Raw genomic sequence first — 24,937 nt, 5'->3', positions numbered from 1 at the left:
AATAGATGCAATTCCAACATATCGATAATCAACAAAAGGGTGAGTTTTTCTTAGATAATTCACAGGGACAACGTATTGCTGAAATCAGCTATGTCTGGAGTGGTAAGCAGCAGATTATTGCAAATCACACTTGGGTTGATGATTCTTTACGCGGTCAGGGCGTGGCACGTCTTTTATTAGATACTTTGGTCAGATTTGCACGTGAAAAACAGTTAAAGATTGTGCCAACATGCTCATATGTAGATGTGATGTTTAAACGTGAAAAAAGCTTTGCGGATGTCAAAGCATAGATAGATATATTTAATGTCCTCCATGGGTTGGATTGTTAAAATTGAGTTAGATACTTCAACATGTTAAAAAAAATTCTGATCGCTTCATTATTATTGATCAGCCCTATACTGAGTTATGCAGCAAGCTGTTTTGAATTAAACTTACGCGCTTATCAAAAAGAGCAGGAGATCAACCCGCGCTGGCAATTAGTGGCTCAATCGAAACATCGTATTTATTTTTATTCAGCACCTAAAAATTTTTGTAAAATGAACGATACCTTCGTCATTCAAAATGATAATGTTACAGCATATTCAGTCTACAAAGATCATGCAAAGCAAGCGTGGGTTTATGTGGTGTTTAATGATCCAAACCAACATATAGAAGATGATTTGGTTGAAGGTTGGGTCAAACTTAAAGATTTTAAATCTTTAGAGAAAACAGCAACAACAGACTAAATGAAAAAACCACATTGTGTGGTTTTTTCATTTCAAGAAGGCTTATTTTGCTTTTAACGCAGCAATTAATTTTTGATGTAATCCACCAAAACCACCGTTCGACATGATCACCACGGCATCACCCTCGCCTGCTTCAGTGCGAATGGTATTGATAATCTCATCCAATGTACGCGCCACAACCGCTTGATTTGTGGCTGCGTCAATCACAGGCTGTAAATCCCAGTCCAAGCCCTCTGGTTGGTACCAAATAACTTCATCTGCCAAACGTGCAGAATGTGCCAAACCATCTTTATGGCTGCCCATACGCATGGTATTGGAACGTGGTTCAATCACTGCCCATAGTTTACGCTCGCCCAAGCGTTTGCGTGCACCTTCTAAGGTCGTATCAATGGCTGTTGGGTGATGGGCAAAATCATCGTATACCTCAATACCTTTTACAGTATCGAGCAATTCCATTCGTCGTTTCACTCCACCAAAATTTGACAAGGCTTCACAAGCTGTTGCAATGTCTACACCTACATGCTCCGCAGCCGCAATGGTGGCTAAGGCATTGGCAACACTATGCTGTCCTGTCATATTCCATTTAACTTCGCCTTTGACCACGCCGTGTTGAAGGACTTTAAAATGTGAACCATCCGCAGAGAGTTGTTCAGCATAGACTTCAGCACTATCGTTGACGTCCAAGGAAGTCCGCACCACAGGTGTCCAGCAACCCATTTGCAAAACTTCGTCAATATTGGTTTCAGTGATCGGTGCAATAATACGCCCTTCACCTGGAATGGTTCTTACTAAATGATGGAATTGTTTTTGAATCGCAGCCAGGTCATCGAAAATATCGGCATGGTCAAATTCAAGATTATTTAAAACCGCAGTTTTGGGATGATAGTGTACGAATTTAGAGCGTTTATCGAAGAACGCGGAATCGTATTCATCGGCTTCGACGCAGAAGTATTTTCCACCGCCTAAACGTGCACTTTCACTAAAACCTAAAGGCACGCCACCAATTAAAAAGCCTGGATTTAATCCTGCTTGATCCAGTACCCATGCCAACATGGTTGTGGTTGTGGTTTTACCATGTGTACCTGCAACGCCTAACACATGTTTACCCTGTAATACATGGTCAGCAAGGAATTGTGGTCCTGAAATATATGCCAAACCTTCATTCAGCATATATTCGACAGCATCAATACCGCGTTTCATGGCATTTCCTACAATCACAAGGTCGGGATGTGGCTGTAAATGGCTACGGTCATAGCCTTGCATTAAGGTGATTCCTGCATTTTCAAGCTGAGTAGACATCGGCGGATAAACATTTGCATCTGAACCCGTAACCTTATGACCTAAATCACGTGCCAATAACGCCAATGAGCCCATAAAGGTGCCGCAAATACCCAAAATATGCAGATGCATTCGTTTTAACTCCAGTGCTTTTATAGACCCATCACTTTGTAGTTGTGGTGTAGCCGATTCATTTGATTTGAAAGCAACGATAGCAAGGGTTAAAGCGAAAAGATAGTTTTTCTTGTTACGATTTTAAAGATGTTTTTTTATTGAAAATAATGAGCCTTCAATGAGTATTTTAATTTTTTTATCAATGCTAATATTGATTGAACATTCTAAATTATCCATAAAAAATGGACATACATGATTTTATTTTTCTATTAGTTAAAAATATCGCTTATTTTATTTTTTGGCTTATTATTTCTGCATTGATAGCAGGTATTGCAAAAATAATATCCCTGCCTTTAATCATCGTAGCTATAATTTTAATCTTGTTCCAATATTTTGCGATCATTTGGATGGGATATCTCAACACAAAAGACTCAAAAGATCATAAATTAAAAAATGGACTAATTTTTCATGTTATTTGGGTTGTTCTAGTAGGCATATTGAGCTCATTTTATGATGACCAATCGTTATGGGAACAGTTATTGGATACGCTGTTGTTGTTTGGTTCTTTGGAAATAGGCTCGCTCATTTATTATTTCAAAAAACGTAAAAAAGTCGCTTCAGCAGTTTAATGTTCAGACATTGAATGGTCCAAAATATATCTTGATAATTTAATTGGTATCAATATGGCTTTATCACTTCCCTTCTTATTGCTGATTATTTCCAATTGTTTTATGACCTTGGCGTGGTATGGTCATTTAAAGTTCCTCCATGAAGCACCTTTATGGCAAGCCATCTTATTGGGTTGGGGCATCGCATTACTTGAATACAGTTTTATGATTCCTGCAACTCGTCTTCTGGCTCAACATGGTTGGTCACTGGGACAAATGAAAATTACCCAAGAAGTCGTCACACTCCTCGTTTTTGTTCCATTTATGATTTTTTTATTTAAACAGCCTTTTAAATTGGACTATCTCTGGGCAGGACTATGTCTGTTGGGATGTGTATTCTTTGTCTTTAGAAGTCAGTAAAATCAAATCAAAAAATCAAAAGTAGTGGTGATTCGATCAAAGAATTCATCATTATTTTTTTAATCAGACAAGTGAACTGTCATATTTGATTGTTGTGCTGTTTAGGGGTTCAAGTCCGATATCGCACTTAAATCCAAGCTGTTAGGATGCTTAAATTAAAAAAATATTGCCTACGACGTCTGTTAAATTTTCGTGAGATGAAAAATCAGTCTATAATAGCGAGCTTCTTGATATTCATTTAAAGACTGGTCACCAGTATTTAAACTTCCTTACATTCGTTTACGGAATATATGCAATGAATGCGGCCGCTGTACAAGACGCTCCTCTAGTTGGAATTATCATGGGTTCTCAATCAGATTGGGCAACTCTCGAAAACACTGCCAATATGCTCAAACAGCTTGGTGTTCCTTTTGAAGCCGAAGTTGTTTCTGCGCACCGTACGCCAGACCGCTTATTTGAATATGCTGAGACAGCACGTGAACGCGGTATTCAAGTGATTATTGCGGGTGCAGGCGGTGCTGCACATTTACCAGGTATGTGTGCAGCCAAAACAGATCTGCCTGTACTGGGTGTGCCCGTGAAATCTTCGATTTTAAACGGTGTAGATTCATTGCTGTCTATTGTACAAATGCCTGCTGGGATTGCCGTAGGTACGCTGGCGATTGGTCCTGCTGGTGCAACCAATGCCGCAATTATGGCAGCGCAGATTCTAGGTTTAACACGTCCAGAAATTGCAAAAAATGTTGCAGATTTCCGTGCGGCACAAACTGATAAAGTGGCTAGCAAAAACATTCCGGGTCAAGCTTAAAACGGGACACAGGTTATGAATAAAACCATCGGTATTTTTGGTGGTGGTCAACTCGGCCGTATGATGGCGCAAGCCGCGCTACCGTTAAATATTCAATGTACTTTTCTTGAAGCCAATACAGATTGCCCATCAGCGGTATTGGGGCGAGTTTTTTCATCAAAAGCTGAAAATGGCTTGCAGGACTTTATTGCAAGTGCTGAGGTATTTAGTCTTGAGTTTGAGAATACGCCTTTGATCGATGTGGATGTATTGACCAAACAAAAAGACTTGCATCCACCACGTCAAGCTTTAGCCATTGCTCAACATCGTCTTTCAGAAAAAGCGTTATTTGATGAGTTAGAGATTCCCGTTGCGCCGTATAAAGCGGTAGATTCTCTGGATAGCCTCAAACTTGCAGTGGCTGAATTAGGGCTTCCGATCGTCTTGAAAACGGCGACAGGCGGTTATGATGGCAAAGGACAGTTTGTATTACGCTCAGAAGATCAAATCAACCAAGCTTGGACGGAGCTTGGTCCAGCAGGTTGTTTAATTGCTGAAAGCTTTGTCACTTTCTCTCGTGAAGTTTCAATTATCGCAGTACGCGGTATTGATGGAGATGTAAAAACATGGCCATTGGCTGAAAATCATCATCACAATGGCATTCTTTCACATTCGATCGTCCCTGCGCCAAATAGTTCAGATTTACAACCTGTTGCACAAGATTATATCACTCGCCTTTTGAATCATTTGAATTATGTGGGTGTTTTGACTTTGGAGCTGTTTGTCACTGAAAAAGGCCTGTACGCCAATGAGATGGCACCACGTGTGCACAACTCTGGGCATTGGTCGATTGAAGGTGCAGTATGCTCGCAATTTGAAAATCATATTCGAGCTGTTGCAGGTTTGCCATTAGGCTCAACAGAAGTTGTACGTCCAACGGTGATGGTCAATATCATAGGTCGATATCCACCCTTGGAAGAGGTTTTGGCACTAGAAGGTGCTCATGTGCATCTTTATAACAAGTCTGAGCGTGAAGGTCGTAAAATTGGACATATCACGTTGATGCCAAATGATTCTGCTGAATTAACGACACTATGCCGTCAGTTAGCAAAAATTCTACCAAACCCGCTGTCTTTAACTGAAGACATGAGCATCTAAGTTTCGTACTGGATATAGAAAAGCAGTCAAAGTATTGGCTGCTTTTTTGTTTGACGATGTTTTGTATGATGACATTGCCTTTATTTGTTGGATATTCTGCTTTCAATTCAGATCGAAAAACTGTGTATAAAAACAATAAGTGAGTTAAAAAAAGCATTTTTAATCTTATAAAAAAAGGATATTTTTTGAATTCAAAGCAATTTATTATTCCATACGCAATAGTATTATTCAGGATTTATCCACAGAAAAAGTCGAAGACATGCTGTTAAATAATTTTGAATTTAAAACTTTAAATTTAAAGTTTATGGGAATTTGAATTTAAGACAAACCATGTGGATAAATTGTTTGGCTAGATTTGAGAAATATATTGTGGATAAAAAAATAGAATCATTTGAATTCAAAAAATGCGGTTTGGTTTAAATCCATAAAATGAATTTAAACAGCACGATGTGGATAACTTTATTTAAATTCAAAATTGGAGAATTTAAAATGGGAAAATGAATTCAAAATTTACGTTTTTACATCTGTCATTTTATTCACAGGCTGTTATGGTATTCAGATAATTTAAATTTAAAACTATTTTTGTGGATATTATGCGCCATTTAACTTTGATTTGTGGATCTGTTTTATTCGCGGCATCACATGCCAATGCTGAATTGATTATGAATGGTCAGACGGTGTCTAGCTCACCAGTGACAACAACTCAGAATACCGACTATACGCCTAATTCTAATTTTCAAAGCTGTATTGCAAATTTACGTTCACAAGCCGTGAGCTCTGGTGTAAGTGGTTCAACCTATGATCGTTATACACAAAATTTAACGCCTGATTATTCCGTCATCAGTAAATTAGACTATCAGCCTGAGTTTTCTACTCCGATTTGGGATTATCTTTCAGGTTTAGTCGATGAAGAACGTGTTGAAAAAGGACGTCAGATGCTGAGTCAGCATCGAGATGTTCTTAATCGTGTTGCGGCTGCTTATGGCGTTCCCGCAGAAACAGTAGTAGCTGTCTGGGGTGTGGAAAGTAATTTTGGAGATATTTCTGGGAAATATCCATTATTGCAAGCCTTAGGAACATTGAGTTGTGAAGGGCGTCGACAAAGCTATTTTAGAGGCGAGTTCTTTGCCACGATGCGTATTTTACAACGTGGAGATTTACGTGAAGATCAACTGAAAGGTTCATGGGCCGGTGCATTCGGTCATACTCAATTCATGCCTTCAACCTATGAAGAGTTGGCTGTGGATTTTGATGGTGATGGACGTCGTGATCTGGTTTCAAGTACTTCTGATGCCTTAGCTTCAACAGCTAATTTTTTGAAAAAACGTGGATGGCAAACTGGCATGCCTTGGGGCTTTGAGGTAAAAATTCCTGCGGGCGCATCGGTATCCGGGGAAAGTCGTCGCAATAAAAAATCACTCAGTTCTTGGGTCAATCGTGGTTTTATCCGTGTCGACGGTACACCGATCATTCAAGGAAATTTGTCTGAAGGCTCTCAAGCAGGTTTAATGATGCCTGCGGGTGCAAATGGTCCTGCATTCTTGGTGTTTAAAAACTTTGATGCAATTTACTCCTATAATGCTGCTGAAAGTTATGCACTTGCAATTGCCCATTTATCCGATCGTTTACAGGGTAAAGGCGGTTTTCAAACGGCTTGGCCAACAGAAGATGCTGGAACATCTCGTGCCGAACGCCGTGAAATTCAAAACTATTTATTGAAGAAAGGCTATGCGATTGGAGATGCAGATGGTCTGATTGGCGATAAAACGCGCCAGGCCATTCAACAAGAACAGCTCAAATTGGGATTGAATCCAACAGGTCGAGCTGGGCAGCAGATCTTAAAAGCGTTTAGAAACGAGGCTGCAAAGAGTATGATGCAGTAAAAATATGGAATATTCAGGACAGCGAATATAATAAAAAGGTCTGCAATAGCAGACTTTTTCCTTTACTGAATTTATTCAATCGCAGATTGATCGATTTTCACAGCTTCCAACACATCTAAAATCACGGCAGTAACGTCCTGAGTGAGATCTCGATCATTAAAAATTTCATGGGCTGTTATGGTCACATCTGTATCACTGGGCAATTGTTTCTGTTCTTCTTCAATCAAATGCTGGATTGGAAGTAAGGTTTGTTTGATTTCAAGATGCAAAATATCTGCAAACTCAACATTTTCATCTTCCAGTTCAATAATTTGCTCATTGAAGTAAGGCAATAAAATGGAATGAAGATATGGCTGAAGTTCAGTGATGTCATAAATTTCAATATCACGAGTTTGCTCAATCGTGCTGATATGATCATTTACTTCTAAAATAATATGATAATAGCTCACAGTCATCTCCTCAATTCATTGCGTCATAACTTCACAATAACATGAATTTGAAAAAAATAATTTAAATACATAAGGAAATTATGGATTTAAATGCTGATAGTTCATCATTAAAAATTGCTTATCGTTGTCTTGAGTTTAGCATGGCTAAATCCGTCTGAGTTAATCTAAAATTTTTCAAATCTTGTTCTTTCATCATCGGATACATCAGTGCTTTAGGATCATTGTTATGTGCAAGTCCTAAAGTGTGCCCCAACTCATGTGCAATCGTTACTGTAAGGTCGGCATCTGATTCAAATTCATAAATATTAATGCTTTTACCATCAAATACGCCTTTATCGAACTGGCGAGGCTGGAAACGTGTATTAAATTGATCAACGGATTGATTATACTGATGATTCACTGAGTTAAGCTGTTCAATTTGACGGTTTAAGGTATCGACTTTTTGATTATAAATGTCTAATTGTTGCTTTAATTGATGCTGTTCAATAATCAGCTGATTTTTTTGTTGGTCTAATTCAAATCTTGCAGAAGCATTTAAATTTTGCCTGGATTGATTAAGCGCATTGATCAGTTGATTATATTGTTCAACTTTGCGTTGATAACTGTTTTTTTGAGAGTCTAGTTGTTGATTGGCTTGATTTAATTCAAGATGAAGTTGCTGAATTTTTTGCTTTTCATTTTGAGAATATTGCTGGGTATTTTCTAAAATACGTAAGGCTTGAGTTCTGGCACTGGACTCAGCCTGGCGCTCGTCATAAATCAGATTAATGGTCAGCTTTGCCTGATCGTCATAAACAAATAAGCTTTGTATGGTACCCAAGTGCCATATGTCCGCGGCTTTTTGTGATAAATTTTTTACCTGTGCTTTGCTGAGTTGGAAGCGGGGATCAACTTCGCCAATGCGATAACGTAAACGTGTATCTAAAGGATGCGTAATCCGGTCAATCGCTGAGTTATGATTGAGTTGCGGATACATCATGCGTTGAATCGAAAAATATGCCGTAAAAATAATGGTGCTGACAATAATCCAAAAACGCATGTTTGATTGAAAAAATAATTTTTGTTATTGATAATTTATCTGAAAACTACACAATCGCAAAGACTGATGAATGTAATGTTGATTTTAGGCTGGATTTTTTTAATAGCGGGCATTTGCTGTTGGGGGAATGTTATATATTGCTTGGTAAAACTCTTCCGAGCAAAGTTATTGCTAGAAATCCCCTTGACGCAAAAGTCTAAAAATTTTAGCGTCATTCGTACAGGTGGTTATTCAATTTGGCAGGAAGGACCATTATTTAAACTCGCAGCTATGGCTTTTATTCATCCTGAAATCGTCAATATCGATTCAAAAGAGAAAGTTAAATTGACATCCAGTCTTGGACGACCGCATAAAAATGGTTTTACACGCGGTTCAAGTTTGATGTTTTACTGTGAGCTGGAGGCTGGAAATTACAATTTAACGATTGTTGACGGTTCATCATTCAATCCGTTGGAAAATCAAATTGCCCAGAAAATGATGGATCATTTACCGATAACGAAAGTATCTGATCAGCAATACAATTTACAAATCAGAGAAAGTCTCACTAAAAAACAACGACTCATTATGTTTATCTGTATATTTGCAGGATTATTTTTATTGATGAAAGGTTTATTTACGATCATACAATTGAGTTTGGGATTAGTGATGGAAGGTTCAATGGTTTGATCTGTTTTTCTTATACGCCAAACAAGACTTGAATATCAACAAAGAGCAGAATAAATGCCACTAGACTTAGAAGCCGGTTTATCCAGACGGATGTGCTTAAGTAATCTGTGGTGATATATAAGTCTTTGAATTGTAAAGGATGTAACATGATATAGCTGATTTTCTGTTTAAATACAGCTTTGACAGTAGCTTGTTGTTTTAAAATCACTTGCCGCACAATAAAAGCATTTAGCCACCAAAAGACCAATAGAATCATTAAAATAATCAAGGTGCTGAATGTTAGGCGTATCCAATCGTTCTGCTCAAAAAAGGCAATGTCAGAATAAAAATGGCTCATCAATACAATGCTGAGCAATAACATAATGCGATAAAAGCTTTGTTGGATAAATTGAAGATGCAAAGGGTGGTTGAGCTTTTGCGCATCTGAGCGACTGACAATCTTGCGTGCAAGAAGAGCAAAACTATGGCATAGAATTTCTAGGAAGATGTATAAAGCAAAGCTTATGTAGAGGACTTTATACATGATCAATCGTGTTCAAAAATAGGTCGATACAGTGAAGGCGTCACTAAAATCATCAATAAGATCCCGGAACACACGAAGGCAAGATCATTAAAAATCGCGGCATAACTGGTCATGTAAATCCAGTGCATATAAGGCATGAAATAAAGCAGGAATGTTGGAAAAAAACTGTAGAGATACGCTTTTCTAGCCCATTCTTTTTTTAAACATAAGCCAAAAGTAATGATGAGTATCATTAAGCCAGCAATAGACATCACTGCCAATTCCCAAGTTGTGGGGTCCTGATAGAGTGTTTTATCAAGTAGTACTAACTCGGGTTCGGTACAGTATATGTCTATGATTGCTGCAATAATCGGCAAAATAAACTGTGCAAGGATCAAACTATAATAAACAGTGGGTGAAACAGCAGGAGAGTTTTTCATTGTTTGATCCATTATTATTGTGATAATTAAGATAAAAGATTTAATGAAGATTGGCAATTCATCATCTTGAAAAATCACAATGTGCTTATGTATGCATTCAGTGTTATACCACGCAATCCGTAATGAAGTGCTGCACGACTTCAGTTAAATTCCGTGCCAAGTATTCTTGGGTATACGTCTGCTTAAAATGAGCTTGATAGGCGTGTTCTGAATCAAAGCGTTCCCAAAGCAGCAAGCGTCTCGGATCTTGACGACATTGATGCAGCTGGAACATGGTGCATCCTGGTTCTTGTAGAAGGGTTTTCGCACATAATGCTTGCAAGGCGTCACGGGTTTCTAAGATGTTATTTTCATCTATTATTCTTAGCTCTGCGGTGATGTAAAAGCCTGAATGGAACATGTGTTTTACTCCGATTTAAAGTAGGAAGTAAAAAGCTTAACTGCTCGAGTTCACTCTAGCTCAAGCATTTTTTCAGCATAAATTTTGATTTTATAGTCCACAATACTTTGCTCTTGTTGAAGTCTTTGAATTTCATGATTTAATTGAATGGAATGCTCAATCAGAAGCTGCTGTCTTTGTTTTAAGGTATGTTCTCCTTGCAGACGAAATTCGGCAAAATCTTGAATTTTTTCTAAAGGCATTCCCGTTGATTTTAAGCGTTTGATCCATTCCAGCCATTCCAGATCAAGGGAAGTATATATTCGTTGTCCTGACGGGTTACGATGAATGTTTTTCAGCAATCCAATTTGTTCATAGTAACGTAGTGTATGGATCGATAAACCGGTTTTTTTAGAAATATCAGAGATGAGCAAAACACAAACCCCATATGTTAAAACATTATCTGTCATCATAAAAAAACCGCTCAATCTCTTGAGCGGTTTTCGATTAAAGTGAAAAATTATTTTTTGTCATCTTTCACTTCTGTAAATTCAGCATCGACCACGCCATCATCAGCTTTTTGCTGTTGTTGACCAGCCTCACCGCCGAATTGGTTCGGGTCAAAGCCTTGAGCTCCACCTTGACCTTGAGTGGCTTCATAAGCACGTTGAGTGATCGGCATAATGATGTTTTGTAAAGCTTCAGTTTTCGCTTTGATTGCTTCAACATCATTTTCTTTTGCAGTGACTTCTAATTCAGAAACTGCTGTTTCAATTGCAGTTTTTTCATCAGCAGTGACTTGCTCGCCAAGATCTTTAACTGCTTTGTTTGCAGAAGCAACTAAAGCATCAGCTTCATTACGTGCTTTTGCAAGCTCTTCAAACTTACGATCTTCTTCAGCATTTGCTTCAGCATCTTTGATCATTGCTTCGATTTCAGCATCAGACAAACCTGAGTTTGCTTTAATCTGGATGGATTGCTCTTTACCAGTGCTCTTATCTTTTGCAGATACTTTCAAGATACCATCAGCGTTAATATCAAATGATACTTCAATTTGTGGCACGCCACGTGGAGCAGGTGGAATGTCGCCTAATTGGAAGTTACCCAACAATTTGTTTTGTTGAGCCATTTTACGTTCACCTTGGTAAACTGAAATGTCTACTGCAGGTTGGTTATCTGCTGCTGTAGAGAACACTTGAGATTTCTTCGCAGGAATCGTGGTGTTTTTCTCAATGATTGGTGTTAAAACGCCACCCATTGTTTCAATACCCAGGGTTAACGGCGTTACGTCAAGTAAAAGTACGTCAGTTTTATCACCCGACAATACCGCACCTTGAATTGCCGCACCGATTGCAACAGCTTCATCTGGGTTCACATCTTTACGAGGTTCTTTACCAAAGAACTCTTGTACTTTCTGTTGAACCATTGGCATACGAGATTGACCACCAACCAAAATCACGTCAGAGATATCAGAAGTCGAAAGACCTGCATCTTTAAGCGCAATTTTACACGGCTCAATCGTACGAGCAACCAAGTCAGCAACTAGACCTTCTAATTTCGCACGTGTTACGTTCATCACCAAGTGTTTAGGACCTGTTGCATCCGCAGTGATGTATGGCAAGTTAATTTCAGTAGAATTTGATGAAGAAAGCTCAATTTTAGCTTTTTCAGCAGCTTCTTTTAAACGTTGCAATGCAAGAGGATCTTGTTTCAAGTTGAAGTTTTGTTCTTTTTTGAACTCTTCAACCAAATAGTCGATCAATGCATTATCAAAGTCTTCACCACCTAAGAATGTATCACCGTTGGTAGACAATACTTCAATTTGTTGGTCGCCATCCAAGTCAGCAATTTCAATGATTGATACGTCGAATGTACCACCACCAAGGTCATATACTGCAACTTTACGATCGCCTTCTTTTTTCTCTAAACCGAAAGCAAGCGCAGCAGCTGTCGGCTCGTTAATGATACGTTTAACTTCTAAACCTGCAATTTTACCTGCATCTTTAGTGGCTTGACGTTGAGCATCATTGAAGTAAGCAGGAACGGTAATCACGGCTTCAGTGACAGTCTCACCTAAATAATCTTCCGCAGTTTTTTTCATTTTTTTCAAAATTTCTGCTGAGATTTGTTGAGGTGCTAGTTTTTTATCATTCACTTCTACCCAAGCATCGCCATTGTCTGCTTTGATGATTTTGAATGGTGCAATACCGATATCTTTTTGTACCGCTTGATCTTCATATTTACGACCAATCAAACGTTTGATCGCGAATAATGTGTTTTTAGGGTTGGTGACTGCTTGACGTTTAGCAGATTGACCCACAAGAATTTCGCCATCTTTATATGCAACGATAGAAGGTGTTGTACGCGCGCCTTCAGCATTTTCAATTACTTTAACTTTATCGCCTTCAAGTACAGCAACACATGAGTTTGTTGTACCTAAGTCAATACCAATAATTTTAGCCATAAATCTATTCCTCTAAATTCTTTTGAACTCCTTTTATTTCCCCTTTGTTTGAAGAGGAGTTAAAAGGATTTTCTTGTTATCCGATATGAGAGCCATTCAAAAATTTTCAAGTCATTATTTGAGAAAATTCATGAAAATATTTTCAAAAAGCTCGCCTTATTAAGTTTATTGACCCACCATTACCATTGCAGGACGAAGTAGTCGACCATTCAAGGTGTAACCTTTTTGCAGAACGGTACCAATTTGGTTGGCAGTTGCATTTGGATCGATGCCAACGGCTTGATGTAGATCCGCATTGAAGCCCTTGGTCGTATCTGCTTCAACAACACCAAATTTTTCTAGCGTGGTAAGAAGAGATTTTAATGTGAGTTTTACACCTTCAAGTACAGGTGTTTCTTCATCACCACCTGCCTGAATGGCACGTTCAAGATTGTCTACAGAATCTAGTAATTCTTTTGCAAACTTTTCTAATACCGTCTCTTTATGTTTTTCAGCATCGCGCTGAATACGTTCAACACTTTTTTGTGCTTCATATACTGCATTTGCCGTACGGGCTTTTTCCAGTTTTAAACTCTCTTCTAGATTGCTGATTTGAGCTTGTAAAGCTTCAACGGTAACTTCAACCTGTTCATTTTCAGTCTGAGTTTGCTGTTCTGCTTGCTCGTTTTGAAGATCTTGGGCTTCTTGATTTTGCTCAGTTGCCATTGATTTACTCCGTTTAAATGGGTTCTTAAACATGTACAGTCCTTATCGGCAGCAGTTTTGCACTGTGTTCATTTTTGAACTGCCATGGTCGTTTAATTCGTCAATGAATATGAAATGTGGGCGAGCTAATAAAATTCAAGCAAGATTGGATATTATTTAATGAAATTCAGCAAAAAAACTCAAAAGCTTAACTGAACTAGATATAAATCTTAATTTATTGTGTGAATATTCAGCAAATACACAATTATTTTTACACAAAAAAATTGAATCATGGTTTTTGTCTCTATTCTGAAATTGTGAAAAATGACCATTAAATTCAAAAATTAAAATTGAATGAATAGATAAAAATTATAAATTAATATATAAAACCGATTAAAGTTATTGAAAATAAGGCTTTGCGAAAATTATTCAGTTTCTTTATTATGCACCTTAGATTCTATGGCTGTAGTTTCTTTTTTTATTATTTGAATATGTTTTTCATAGCTTATCCAATCTTCTTGGATAAGCTTTTTTTTTTGCTTTTAAAAAGCATTAACAATGTAAACAATACGAGACTTTTACAGTAAAAATATTTTTTCTTTACCTCGGCTTTTTATCTCATGAGCAAGAGTCAAATATAAAAAATGAGATAAATGAAATGTTTAAATTAAAAATAAAACTCATTCAAAATAAGTCATTGATTTAATAAACTTTGCAGAACTTATACGGCAACACGTTAAAAGTCTTACCAAGCTGCAACGAACTTTGCTGAAAAAATGGCAATCATAGTCAGCACGATGATGCGGACTGCATTGTCGTTTTTCAATCGAGTGATGATAAAGGAATTAATGATGAAAAAATCAGGTCTCATTTTTATGTTATTGGCAGGTGTTGCAGTGATGAGTACAGCATGTACTTCAAATGAAACCACACACGCGCCTGAAACTACACAGTCAGCACCAATGGCGTCAGCAGATCAGCAGCAATCTGCACAAACAGCAACAGTTGATCCTGCTCAACAGGGGACTGCTGTAGAGGGAGATGCAACAATTCAGCAATCACAACCAGCCCAAGCAACCCAGGATCCAACGTTAGGTGAACAACCTTCAGCTCAATAAGTGCTGATATAAAAAAATCAGGCGACTTTTTGGATGCCTCCATCGCCTGATTTTGATACTTAACAAAATCGGATCAATATTTATTCACCTGCGAGTGAACATTCAAAGTTGGTCCGATCTACAGTACAACGTGCCCGCTTAAGTACAGACATCATGGTGGGGTCATAAACCCCTTGTTTGGTCAATTCTAAGCGTGTATCGCGAAGTAGTTTTTGATAGCGCTCTTTATCCTCTTTGCTTAAATTGAGACGATATTTATTTGGAATCGTTTCCTCTTGCTTTTTGACCATCTCAAATTGTTTGGGCATTTTTTTAAGAAACCATTCTCTGGATAGATTTCCGAAACCTGGAGAAAATTTACTGGTATTGAAAATTAAATCGGCTGTGACATTGAGTACGGGAAAGTTAAACATTGCACCATTTGAACCTAAACCTTTTGAAAGTTCTAAAGGTTTAAAGGCATAAGCAGGTGCGCCTACCATATCCACTTTGCCCTGATTAAACTTTACAATAAAATCTGAAATATCGGATAACACTGGAATTGCTCCAACACGTTTTACTGCGGCAATCTGGGCTTTATCATAGGACAGTACGGCGAATTTTTTACCTTTTCCTTTTTCGATGGTATTAATCGCTCTATCATTCACAAAAATATAAGCAGGACCGATTTGAGCGATTCCACCCACTTCATATTCCACAGCATTGATTGTTGACTTGAGTCGTTGAGTATTTCTTTTATCCAGTACAAAATTAATTGCTTTCAAGGCAATTGCATTGTTTGGAACTCCACCAAGCGCATCAATAGAACCAGCAAATTTATTAAATTGGCGTGCCCGCATTGCAGTTAAAAAAACAGCATCGCATTTGCCACTTTGGAAATCACGTTCAGCGAGTTCTTCATTTTGATAAGCAATCAGCTGGATATCGGTATTCCATGCTTTTGCAGCGAGTGCCCATTCTTCCATCATTTTATAGGATTCACCCGCTTTTCCTAATAAATCAAATACACAAACATCCTGTTTTGCTTGAGACATACTTGAAAATCCAAGTAATGCGAGTGTTGTAAAAGCAATAAATCCCTTTTTCATGTTATATCCTTATAGCTAAAAAGTGCTTTATTTATAATCAATATAGTAATTTTGCTTGGATAAAAATAGAGTTTTTACTCTATTTCCGATGAATAAACCATTGAATGGCTTATTTAATGTGATTTAATTTTCACTTTATTATTTTATTGAGATTTATTTTATATTTTTTCAAGTTGATGTGATTAAGTAAAAATTCTCTAGTTTTACTCAAATGCAGACTAAAAATAAAAAAATGAATGTGCTTAATGAAGAAAGTGAATAAGCAAATCTAAAAAACATATTTTTTAATAATATACAAAAATCGTAACATGAAGTCGCTTTCCTTCTTTTTCCGTGAATTGTCAGCCTATTTTGATCATGAAATTTCAGCAACTTGTTTTACTTTGCTCATCTTTAGCTGTGTTCAGCTCTAGTGGTTGGGTAAATGCACGTCCAATCGTGATTGGCTATCAAACCAATATAGAGCCTGCCAAAGTTGCTCAGGCTGATGGCGTCTATGACAAGGTAATCGGAGAAAAACTGGATTGGCGCTTATTTAACAGTGGTGCTGAAGTTTTAACTGCACTGGCTTCAGGCTCAGTAGACATTGCTTTGATTGGATCTAGCCCTTTAGGGGCTGCTGTTGCCAATAATTTGCCAATCGATGTGTTTTTGATTTCAACAGATTTAAAAAGTGCAGAAGCCTTGGTGGTCAGAAATGGTTCAGGTATCCACCGCCCGCAAGATTTGATCGGAAAAAAAGTGGCGACACCATTTGCTTCCACTTCGCACTACAGTTTGTTGGGTGCATTACAACACTGGAATATTAAAACCAATCAAATACGGTTGTTGAACCTAAAGCCTGCTGAAATTAATGCAGCATGGCGTCGGGGAGATATTGATGCCGCTTTTGTTTGGTCTCCAGCACTTGCCAATATTAAAAAAACCGGCAAGGTGATGACCGATGCAGGGCAGGTTGGACAATGGGGCTCGCCGACCTTTGAAGTTTGGGTGGCACGCAAGGATTTTGCACAAAAGCACCCTGAAGTACTCAGCAAATTTTCCTCGGTGACCCTGAATTATTATGATGCCTATAACCGAAATAAGCGCCATTGGACTGCAAACTCTGCTGAAGTACAAAAAATTGCCAAAATCACCGGTGTTGATGCACAAGATGTTCCCATGCTTCTAGCAGGCGCAGACTATCCTGATCGCCAAGCGCAATTAAGCCCCCAGTATTTAGGTGGGCGAACCACACAAAATATTGCCAATGCAGTCAACTTTTTGAAGGCACAGGGTTTGGTTAAGAAAGTTTCACCAAATTATCAACAATTTATCAATACACGTTTTATCAACGCGTCGAAATAGAAATCGGAAGTAATCATCATGGCTGTATTGACTGTAGAACATGTACAAGCACAGTACCCAGGTGCTGAGCAACCGGTACTGCAAGATCTGTCATTTCAATTGGGCTCAGAGCAGCTTATGGTTGCTTTAGGTGCATCAGGAAGTGGTAAAACCACCTTATTGAACCTGATTGCAGGTTTTACACGTCCACAGATGGGAAGTATCAAGCTTGATGGTGAAGCCATCCTTGCACCGAGTCGTGATCGTGGTGTGGTATTTCAAGATGATGTTTTGCTGCCTTGGCAGAATGTCGAGGACAATATTGCTTTCGGTTTGGAGTTGGCGGGTATTGATAAACGAACGCGCCAAAAACGTGCACAAGAATTACTTAAACTGGTTAATTTAGAAGGATTTGGGCAACGGCATATTTGGGAGCTTTCAGGCGGTCAGCGACAACGGGTAGGCTTAGCACGTGCTTTGGCCTCAGATCCTAAAATTTTATTGATGGATGAACCCTTCGGTGCTTTGGATGCTTTCATACGCGAACAAATGCAGTGTCTATTGTTGGATGTCTGGAAAAGTACGGCAAAGCCAACTTTCTTAATTACCCACGATATTGAAGAAGCTGTTTTTCTTGCTACAGATCTGATTATTTTGGCGCCCAATCCGGGACGAATAGTCGAGCGTTTAACACTGGATTTTGCAAAAAGATATGCCGGCGGTGAGTCCGCACGAAGCATCAAATCTGATCCAAAATTTATTGAAACACGAGAACATGTGTTGAGTCGGGTATTTATTCAAAATCATCAAGACTCAAGGGGTACAGTTCAAGGTGCGCCCGTCCAAGGGGAAAAGGTGTAATTATGACAGCACAATTAGACCCTAAATTAATGACCTCCACTCAAGCTCAGCCCAAGCAAAGTAGTGTTCCACGTGAAGTGAATATTACCTTGATCAGTAGCATGACAATTGTTGCATTGCTTGCAATTTGGTGGTTAGTCACTGCCTTAGGTTGGATTGATGCTTTATTTTTGCCATCACCAGTTGCGGTATTGGACCGTTTACAGGATTTGATTGCCAACGGCTACATGAGCATCAGTTTATGGAGTCATATTGGCGCAAGTTTAGGCCGTATCGGTACAGCTTTAATTGCGGCTGTAATTACGGCTATTCCTGTAGGCATTGCGATCGGTCGAAATAAAGTGATACGTGGTGTCGTTGATCCAATTATTGAGTTTTATCGCCCCATTCCTCCTTTGGCTTATTTGCCTTTGATCGTGATTTGGTGTGGGATTGGCGAACTGTCCAAAGTTTTACTGATCTATCTTGCGATTTTTGCACCGATTGTCATTGCAACGTCGACAGGGGTTCGCTCCGTTGATCAAGCAAAAATTCGCGCAGCACAGTCTCTGGGCGCAACACCACTGCAAATAATTAAACACGTGGTTTTACCGAGTGCTTTACCCAGCATATTAACGGGTATTCGTATAGGACTTGGTGTGGGATGGTCAACCTTGGTTGCTGCGGAGTTGGTCGGTGCTTCCGAAGGCTTAGGTTTTATGGTGCAATCATCATCACAACTTTTGGCAACAGATGTGGTGATTGTGGGAATTTTGATTATTGCTGTGATTGCCTTCGCTTTGGAGATTGGATTGCGTCGTTTACAAAAGAAACTGGTCCCGTGGGATAAGCAAGTTCAATAAATGCTTTGACTTAAATCCTGAGGGATTTTGGCGAGATTGATAAAAGCTCAATCATCCCCAAATTGGTTATTGTATTTTTAGTTTGAATAATGATTTGCCTTTAAAACATCGTGAGATGATCGAGGAAGAAATGAACGCTGTTGTATCAAATACTTTTAAAATTACACCATTGAATCCGACCATTGGTGCTTTGATTGAAGGGATTAATTTTAATCAACCTTTGACACCTGAAGAAAAGATATTGATCGAAACAGCATTGTTAAAACATCAGGTTATTTTCTTTAGAAATCAGCCGATGACGGCTCAGCAACATGCTGCTTTTGCCCGACAGTTTGGCCAGTTGCATATTCATCCAATTTATCCAAATATCCCAGAACAACCAGAAATTATGGTTTTGGATACTGAATTAAATGATTTGCGGGACAATGCATTGTGGCATACCGATGTCACCTTTCTTGAAGAGCCAGCAATGGGCGCAATTTTGAGTGCAAAGAAAGTTCCCGCGTGGGGTGGCGATACACTCTGGTCAAGTGGTACAGCAGCTTTTGAAGCCTTGTCTCGACCGATGCAAAACATGCTCTCGGGTTTGACCGCAACACATGATATTGCACGTTCATTTCCGGTTGATCGCTTCGGGGGAGATCCAGCAGAGTTGGAAAAGTTAGAAGCTGCCAAGAAAAAGCATCCGCCCATCAGTCATCCTGTGATTCGTACCCATCCCGTTACAGGTCGTCAAGCCTTATTCGTGAGTGAAGGGTTTACAACACGAATCAATGAGTTAGAAGCTAAAGAAAGTGATGCAGTTTTGAAAATGTTATTTGAACATATTCAAAAACCTGAGTTTGTGGTGCGTTGGTCTTGGCAAGCCAATGATGTTGCATTTTGGGATAACCGCTGTACATTCCACTATGCAGTGGATGATTACCGTCCACAGCATCGTGTCATGAATCGGGCAACATTGATGGGTGATCGACCTTTTTATCGAGCAGATTAATCTTTTCAATTTTTCTAAAAAACCAATCAAATTTGATTGGTTTTTTTGCGTATGAACCTGGTAAATTTAAAATCAATAGAACTCAAAAGCTTACATAAGTGTTTTTCCGATAAATATAAGACAGTTGTTTAAAACTTGAGAAGATACATTGAGATTTGTGCAGAATTTTCTGATTAAAGACATTAAGTCATTTTAAAATTCAAGATTTCAATGTCGGTTTTTTATGAGAAAAATGTTTAATTATTCATCAAAATTAAACAAATAATCAACATACTAAGCAAGAATAATTTATTGCTTGTTGGAAATATCATGTTGATTAATAAGAAAAAGCAAATATTTTTGCTGAGTATGCTTTCAAGCTTGCTGGTAGCCTGTAATGATGACAATGATCATTCAAATGTTGATCAGCCTGTAGAAGCAAAACCATTAGAGTTAAATATCCTACATATTAATGACCACCATTCACATTTAGATGAAGAAAGTATTAAATTTAAAACCAATGTGGGGACTGGAGAACAAGAATTTAGTGTCACAAGCGGTGGTTTTGCACGTGTCGCCAGTTTAATAAATCAACTTGCAGCAGAAAAGAAAAACGCTTTTAAAATCCATGCCGGTGATGCGATCACAGGAGATTTGTACTATAACCTCACTGACGGTAAAGCAGATGCGGATGCAATGAATACCGTTTGTTTTGATACCTTTACCCCAGGGAATCATGAGTTTGACTCTAAAGATGATGGCTTGAAAAAATTTATCGGTTTCTTGGATCAAGGTACGTGTAAAGAAAAGACCCAAGTCCTGACTGCCAATGTGAGTTTTGGTGCATCGTCTCCTTTGTATAAGACCAATCGTATTTTGAAATCACAGGTCTTTGAAAAAGATGGCGTTAAATTTGCGGTCATTGGTTTAACCGTAGCCAAGAAAACCAAAAACTCTTCTCAACCGAATGCGGATACACTGTTTGCAGATGAAATTGAAACAGCACAGAAAGAAATTAATCAATATAAGGCACAAGGGATCAAAAATATTATCCTACAGACCCATGTGGGATATGACCTTGATCAACAATTGGCAAAATCACTGACAGATGTTGATGTGATTATTGGTGGAGACTCACATACTTTACTGGGTCCAGACGGTCTTAAAAAATACGGAATGACGCCTGAAGGCGCTTATCCGACTCAGCTACGCAATAAAGATGGTCAACTGGTCTGTGTTGCTCAAGCTTGGCAATACAGTTATATAGTTGGGGATCTCAATGTTAAGTTCGACAAGAATGGCAATGTTGAAAGCTGTAGTGGTACACCCCATGTTTTAATTGGCAATAATTTTACCCGTACAGCGAAAGATGCAAAAGCAGTCACCGAAACTGAAAAACAAGCAATACTCGCCCAATTTAAAACAGACAATGCACCGTTTACTGTAGTTACACCATTACAAAAAACGCTAGATGTTTTAAAACCTTATCAGGAGCAAAAGAAAAGCTTTGCTCAGAAAATTGTAGGACAGGCAACAGATAACTTGTGCTCGCGCCGTGTACCAGGTACACAACGGGATGTAAATCGCTCAACATTAGGAGACGTGTGTAATAAAAATACCCATGTGGATCAACATGGCGGGGATATTCAACAAATTATTGCCGAAGCATTTTTACAGCAAGGCAAAACGTTTTTTGGTGCAGATATTTCATTCCAAAATGGCGGCGGTGTTCGTGAAGATGTGGCTTTAGGCGATGTAACGGTGGGTAAAATTTACAACGTCTTGCCGTTTAAAAATACATTGTTGCGTTTAGATTTGTCGGGTGCTGAAGTTAAAGCAACATTGGAAGATGCAATAGATGGTGTGATTGCCCAGAATAATACGGGAAGTTATCCGTATACAGGTGGTTTACGCTGGAATGTTGATTTTACAAAAGACAAAGGCCAACGTCTTAGCCAAATACAGGTGCGGAATGCATCTGGACAATATGAAAATCTTGATCTGACCAAAACTTATAAAGTAATCACCATAGATTTTCTTGCGAATGGCGGGGATTACTATACGACTTTAAAAACCATTACGGGGGAACGTCGTTTAGATGTCGGCTTGGATTATGCAGAAGCTTTCCTCAAATATGCCCAAGCTTTGGCTGGTCAAGAGGGTCAAAAGAAAATTAATAAATTAGCAACCACTGAATACAGTACTCAGCTATTTGTCGATAAAGCCAAGTAAGTTCAAAGAAAATAAAAAATCCTGCTTAGGCGGGATTTTTTATATGTTGTGTTTTGATAAAGCAGTGAGAGAACATGAAAATTGAAAATTTTTTAAATCATCTCATGTAAAAAATGGATTACTCCAAAATCAAATGATGAAGAAAAGCGTGAATAAATAATTGCAAAAATATCTGCCTAACATTAAAATGAGCCAAAATTTAGCCATGATGGCTTAAATAACCACAATGATGACATTAATTTTTCTTTCACTGACTTTATTTGATCTTGTATCGTTGCCATTTGACAAGATTGTAGCCGACCACTGACTGGTTGCAGGATAACCATAATATCTTGATTAAACCCAGTACATTTTAAACATGCGTTTGAAATGTAATTTGAATCTACATTTAAATTCAATATCCGGGAGAACAATCATGCTGTTTAACGTATTTCTCATTTTGGGCTTTCAATAGACCCCATACATTTTAATCGTTTAAATTAAACGAAAAGAATACCTTATTTAAAGAATATACATGTTCTTCGGGTTCGCTTTGCTTGTAAAAATGCAGATTGCACAAAGCCAAACCCGGACATGAAAAGAAAAAAGTGAATATATGAACGAATATATCAATCAACCTTTTGCGCAAACCAAGCAACAGGTTGAGGTCGCAGATTTTGCTGAAATTTCCCCGATTGTAAAACTTTGGGCTTTTCGATTTTTGCTGGAGTTGGGCGGTGCAAAAGAATTTATTTCTGATCATTGTTTCAGTCATCAATGGATTGCCAAAAAACTGGGTTTTTCAGAGACATTACTGGCAGATCAATTTAATGAGCAAGCAGCATATCAAGAACTCAATCAATTGCATAAAAGCATTCAGCAGCAAAACTTATCGAAGGCTTTTCAATTTAGTGATGAACTGCAATATAACCTGAAATTAATCCAGCAATTACTGGATTTAAATGATGTTGAAAGTACGATTTTAGGTTTTGTGGTAATGCTCAACAGTGAGCAGCTTTTAGATGATATTGCCGATACGATTGGTGAACTCACTGCATCTAAAACGATTCGTGCTTTAGCCGTCGTTTTGGATTTGCCTTATGATGAGATCCGTCAGGCGCTGTCAGTACAAGGGCGTTTACATCGTAGTGGCTTGATCAGTGTGCAGCAGCACTATCGCAATTACTTACGTGGAAAATTGAATCTGGTCTCTAACCAATTGGCCGATAAATTATTGGTTAAAACCAATGATGTGATGGATCTTTTTGTTGGTACCATTAATAAAAGCCAAGCTGCTGAATTAACACTTCAGGACTATCCGCATTTAGCCTCTGAATTGACCTTGCTGATGGCATATCTAAAGCAAGTGAAATTGAGTAAACAACAGGGTGTGAATATTTTTCTGTACGGGAGTTCTGGTACAGGAAAAACACAGCTATGTAAAACTTTGGCACAAGAAATGGGCGTGCAGCTTTTTGAAATCTCTTGTGAAGATGAAGATGGCGATGCGATTTCAGCGACAGGGCGTTTATGTGCTTATCGTGCAGCACAATGCATTTTTGACAGCCAATCTGCTTTATTGATGTTTGATGAAGTGGAAGATGTTTTTAATGACACTGAAAATGGCGTAGGCATGAAAAGCACAGCACAAAGTCGTAAGGCTTGGGTAAATCGGATATTAGAACAAAATCGCACACCCACGATTTGGATTTCAAACTCTGAACAACTTGATCCTGCGTTTATACGTCGTTTTGATATGGTACTAGAAATTAAAGTGCCCCCTAAACAGCAACGGAGTAGTTTTATACAACAGCATTGCGGTAATGATCTCAACATGATGTATCAACAAGCTTTCGCCAATTTGGAACAGCTATCGCCTGCAATTTTGCGTCGAAGTTATCGTGTTGCAAAAGCTGCACAGGTGGAAAATGAAAATTTAGTGGTGCAGGAAAGTATGGCTAAACTGATTTCCAATACACTGGGCGCACAAGGACATCAACGTATCAAGTTGCAGGATTGCAATGCATTACCAAAATTCTATGATTTGACCTATATCAACTGTAAGTCAAATCTTGCTGAAATCGCAACAGGGATACAGCAACACGGTTTTGGACGGTTATGCTTGTATGGTGCATCAGGAACAGGCAAGACGGCATTTGCAAGATGGCTTTCCGAAAGCATCAATCGACCATTGCTGATTAAGCGTGGCTCGGATTTAATTTCAGCGTGGGTGGGTGAAACAGAGCAGAATCTTGCGAAAGCTTTTCAGGAAGCGGAAGAGATGCAGGCTGTTTTGCTGTTGGATGAAGTAGATGCCTTGCTACAAGACCGTCGTCAAGCAACACGTTCTTGGGAAGTATCGCAAGTCAACGAGTTTTTGGTTCAGATGGAAAGCTTCAATGGCATTATGGTTGCAACAACCAATCGCTTTGATGAATTGGATCAAGCAGCCATGCGCCGTTTTGACTTTAAGATGCATTTTGATTTCTTAAATTATGCTCAACGCTTGGCTTTACTGGAAAGTGTCTGTGCGCAACTGAAGCTCGTTGTTGATGAATCCGTGATCAAGGCGAAGTTAAATGCGCTAGACCGTTTAAGTGCCGGTGACTTTGCGGTGATTGTACGACAGTCTTGTTTTCATCCTTTTGAAAATGTGGACGCAATTGTGCAACATCTTGCCGATGAAATGGCGGTCAAATATAAAAACACACAAAGTATAGGATTTACCGCATCAAACTGATGCGGTTTTTCTTTTTAAAATACGATTGCAAGGATAAGCCGAGATTTTCTGATTTGCGTATGGAAAACACAGCAACCAAATAGATTAAATTTGCAAAAAATAGAGAAGAATGCTTAAAAAATAGATAAAAAAGCCAAAAAAAGGGTAGATTTGAGGAAAAAACACCCATCCGAGCACAAAGA

Annotated in this window: 25 protein-coding genes; 15 read left to right on the top strand and 10 right to left on the bottom strand. The window is 38.6% G+C overall.

Features of this window, described 5'->3' with window-relative positions; all coding sequences use genetic code 11:
* Nucleotides 1-5: 5 nt before the first annotated feature.
* Together IMO47_RS16825 and IMO47_RS16820 are read left to right on the top strand one after the other, a co-directional pair.
* Nucleotides 6-290, top strand: coding sequence for a GNAT family N-acetyltransferase (locus IMO47_RS16825; RefSeq protein ID WP_196075922.1), 285 nt, complete (start codon nt 6-8; stop codon nt 288-290).
* Nucleotides 291-350: 60 nt separating this feature from the next.
* On the top strand, nt 351-725 hold the full coding sequence (locus IMO47_RS16820; RefSeq protein WP_196075923.1) for a hypothetical protein: 375 nt from the start codon (nt 351-353) through the stop codon (nt 723-725).
* Between the two features lie 42 nt (nt 726-767).
* Here IMO47_RS16820 and mpl read toward each other — a convergent pair whose 3' ends face one another.
* Complete coding sequence (gene mpl, locus IMO47_RS16815) at nt 768-2,135, bottom strand: UDP-N-acetylmuramate:L-alanyl-gamma-D-glutamyl-meso-diaminopimelate ligase (protein ID WP_196075924.1); 1,368 nt, start codon at nt 2,133-2,135, stop codon at nt 768-770.
* A gap of 224 nt (nt 2,136-2,359) precedes the next feature.
* On the opposite strand from mpl, the gene IMO47_RS16810 reads away from it, so the two are divergent.
* From IMO47_RS16810 to IMO47_RS16790, 5 genes are all read left to right on the top strand, one after another.
* Complete coding sequence (locus IMO47_RS16810; RefSeq protein ID WP_196075925.1) at nt 2,360-2,746, top strand: hypothetical protein; 387 nt, start codon at nt 2,360-2,362, stop codon at nt 2,744-2,746.
* 54 nt (nt 2,747-2,800) lie between these two features.
* A complete protein-coding gene (locus tag IMO47_RS16805) occupies nt 2,801-3,145 on the top strand; it encodes a DMT family protein (RefSeq protein WP_196075926.1) in 345 nt (114 codons plus the stop codon).
* A gap of 295 nt (nt 3,146-3,440) precedes the next feature.
* Complete coding sequence (gene purE, locus IMO47_RS16800) at nt 3,441-3,953, top strand: 5-(carboxyamino)imidazole ribonucleotide mutase (protein ID WP_004718991.1); 513 nt, start codon at nt 3,441-3,443, stop codon at nt 3,951-3,953.
* Between the two features lie 15 nt (nt 3,954-3,968).
* Nucleotides 3,969-5,090, top strand: coding sequence for a 5-(carboxyamino)imidazole ribonucleotide synthase (locus tag IMO47_RS16795; protein WP_196075927.1), 1,122 nt, complete (start codon nt 3,969-3,971; stop codon nt 5,088-5,090).
* A 593-nt stretch (nt 5,091-5,683) separates the two neighbouring features.
* Nucleotides 5,684-6,973, top strand: a complete 1,290-nt coding sequence (locus IMO47_RS16790; RefSeq protein WP_198426929.1) for a lytic murein transglycosylase — start codon at nt 5,684-5,686, stop codon at nt 6,971-6,973.
* A 71-nt stretch (nt 6,974-7,044) separates the two neighbouring features.
* Here the strand turns inward: IMO47_RS16790 and IMO47_RS16785 are convergent, their stop codons facing one another.
* The gene (locus tag IMO47_RS16785; RefSeq protein WP_196077709.1) at nt 7,045-7,428 is read right to left on the bottom strand and encodes a hypothetical protein; all 384 of its coding nucleotides are present in this window, start codon (nt 7,426-7,428) and stop codon (nt 7,045-7,047) included.
* A 112-nt stretch (nt 7,429-7,540) separates the two neighbouring features.
* The gene (locus IMO47_RS16780) at nt 7,541-8,461 is read right to left on the bottom strand and encodes a matrixin family metalloprotease (protein WP_196077708.1); all 921 of its coding nucleotides are present in this window, start codon (nt 8,459-8,461) and stop codon (nt 7,541-7,543) included.
* Nucleotides 8,462-8,644: 183 nt separating this feature from the next.
* On the opposite strand from IMO47_RS16780, the gene IMO47_RS16775 reads away from it, so the two are divergent.
* Nucleotides 8,645-9,127: a hypothetical protein gene (locus IMO47_RS16775; RefSeq protein ID WP_227552311.1), complete on the top strand. Its 483-nt coding sequence runs from the start codon at nt 8,645-8,647 to the stop codon at nt 9,125-9,127.
* A 10-nt stretch (nt 9,128-9,137) separates the two neighbouring features.
* Here IMO47_RS16775 and IMO47_RS16770 read toward each other — a convergent pair whose 3' ends face one another.
* The 6 genes from IMO47_RS16770 to grpE all read right to left on the bottom strand — a co-directional run bounded on the left by IMO47_RS16770 (nt 9,138) and on the right by grpE (nt 13,617).
* A complete protein-coding gene (locus IMO47_RS16770) occupies nt 9,138-9,650 on the bottom strand; it encodes a hypothetical protein (RefSeq protein WP_196077706.1) in 513 nt (170 codons plus the stop codon).
* A gap of 2 nt (nt 9,651-9,652) precedes the next feature.
* Nucleotides 9,653-10,069 carry a hypothetical protein gene (locus IMO47_RS16765; RefSeq protein WP_196077705.1) on the bottom strand — a complete coding sequence of 139 codons (417 nt, stop codon included), beginning with the start codon at nt 10,067-10,069 and terminating at the stop codon, nt 9,653-9,655.
* Between the two features lie 103 nt (nt 10,070-10,172).
* Entirely contained in the window at nt 10,173-10,469 is a 297-nt protein-coding gene (locus IMO47_RS16760) for an antibiotic biosynthesis monooxygenase (RefSeq protein WP_196077704.1), read from the bottom strand.
* A 50-nt stretch (nt 10,470-10,519) separates the two neighbouring features.
* Nucleotides 10,520-10,921 carry a MerR family transcriptional regulator gene (locus IMO47_RS16755; RefSeq protein WP_242052693.1) on the bottom strand — a complete coding sequence of 134 codons (402 nt, stop codon included), beginning with the start codon at nt 10,919-10,921 and terminating at the stop codon, nt 10,520-10,522.
* A 47-nt stretch (nt 10,922-10,968) separates the two neighbouring features.
* Nucleotides 10,969-12,912, bottom strand: coding sequence for a molecular chaperone DnaK (dnaK, locus tag IMO47_RS16750; RefSeq protein ID WP_196077703.1), 1,944 nt, complete (start codon nt 12,910-12,912; stop codon nt 10,969-10,971).
* Between the two features lie 165 nt (nt 12,913-13,077).
* Nucleotides 13,078-13,617, bottom strand: coding sequence for a nucleotide exchange factor GrpE (gene grpE, locus IMO47_RS16745; RefSeq protein ID WP_196077710.1), 540 nt, complete (start codon nt 13,615-13,617; stop codon nt 13,078-13,080).
* An 830-nt stretch (nt 13,618-14,447) separates the two neighbouring features.
* Here grpE and IMO47_RS16740 point away from each other — a divergent pair.
* Complete coding sequence (locus IMO47_RS16740) at nt 14,448-14,714, top strand: hypothetical protein (protein ID WP_196077574.1); 267 nt, start codon at nt 14,448-14,450, stop codon at nt 14,712-14,714.
* A gap of 80 nt (nt 14,715-14,794) precedes the next feature.
* On the opposite strand, the gene IMO47_RS16735 is transcribed toward IMO47_RS16740, so the two are convergent.
* Complete coding sequence (locus IMO47_RS16735; protein ID WP_196077573.1) at nt 14,795-15,802, bottom strand: putative solute-binding protein; 1,008 nt, start codon at nt 15,800-15,802, stop codon at nt 14,795-14,797.
* 357 nt (nt 15,803-16,159) lie between these two features.
* On the opposite strand from IMO47_RS16735, the gene tauA reads away from it, so the two are divergent.
* The 6 genes from tauA to IMO47_RS16705 all read left to right on the top strand — a co-directional run bounded on the left by tauA (nt 16,160) and on the right by IMO47_RS16705 (nt 24,755).
* Complete coding sequence (gene tauA, locus IMO47_RS16730) at nt 16,160-17,149, top strand: taurine ABC transporter substrate-binding protein (RefSeq protein WP_196077572.1); 990 nt, start codon at nt 16,160-16,162, stop codon at nt 17,147-17,149.
* An 18-nt stretch (nt 17,150-17,167) separates the two neighbouring features.
* On the top strand, nt 17,168-17,989 hold the full coding sequence (tauB, locus tag IMO47_RS16725; protein WP_196077571.1) for a taurine ABC transporter ATP-binding subunit: 822 nt from the start codon (nt 17,168-17,170) through the stop codon (nt 17,987-17,989).
* A gap of 2 nt (nt 17,990-17,991) precedes the next feature.
* On the top strand, nt 17,992-18,831 hold the full coding sequence (tauC, locus tag IMO47_RS16720; protein WP_196077570.1) for a taurine ABC transporter permease TauC: 840 nt from the start codon (nt 17,992-17,994) through the stop codon (nt 18,829-18,831).
* 130 nt (nt 18,832-18,961) lie between these two features.
* Nucleotides 18,962-19,825, top strand: a complete 864-nt coding sequence (tauD, locus tag IMO47_RS16715) for a taurine dioxygenase (RefSeq protein WP_196077569.1) — start codon at nt 18,962-18,964, stop codon at nt 19,823-19,825.
* A 309-nt stretch (nt 19,826-20,134) separates the two neighbouring features.
* Nucleotides 20,135-22,036, top strand: coding sequence for a 5'-nucleotidase C-terminal domain-containing protein (locus tag IMO47_RS16710; protein ID WP_196077568.1), 1,902 nt, complete (start codon nt 20,135-20,137; stop codon nt 22,034-22,036).
* A gap of 595 nt (nt 22,037-22,631) precedes the next feature.
* Nucleotides 22,632-24,755, top strand: a complete 2,124-nt coding sequence (locus tag IMO47_RS16705) for an AAA family ATPase (RefSeq protein WP_196077567.1) — start codon at nt 22,632-22,634, stop codon at nt 24,753-24,755.
* The last annotated feature ends 182 nt before the right edge of the window (nt 24,756-24,937 follow it).

The organism is Acinetobacter sp. Res13-Abat-PEC15-P4-01 (assembly GCF_015676285.1).
Taxonomy (GTDB): Bacteria; Pseudomonadota; Gammaproteobacteria; order Pseudomonadales; family Moraxellaceae; genus Acinetobacter; species Acinetobacter nematophilus.
This window is presented reverse-complemented; position numbering and strand designations above follow the sequence as displayed.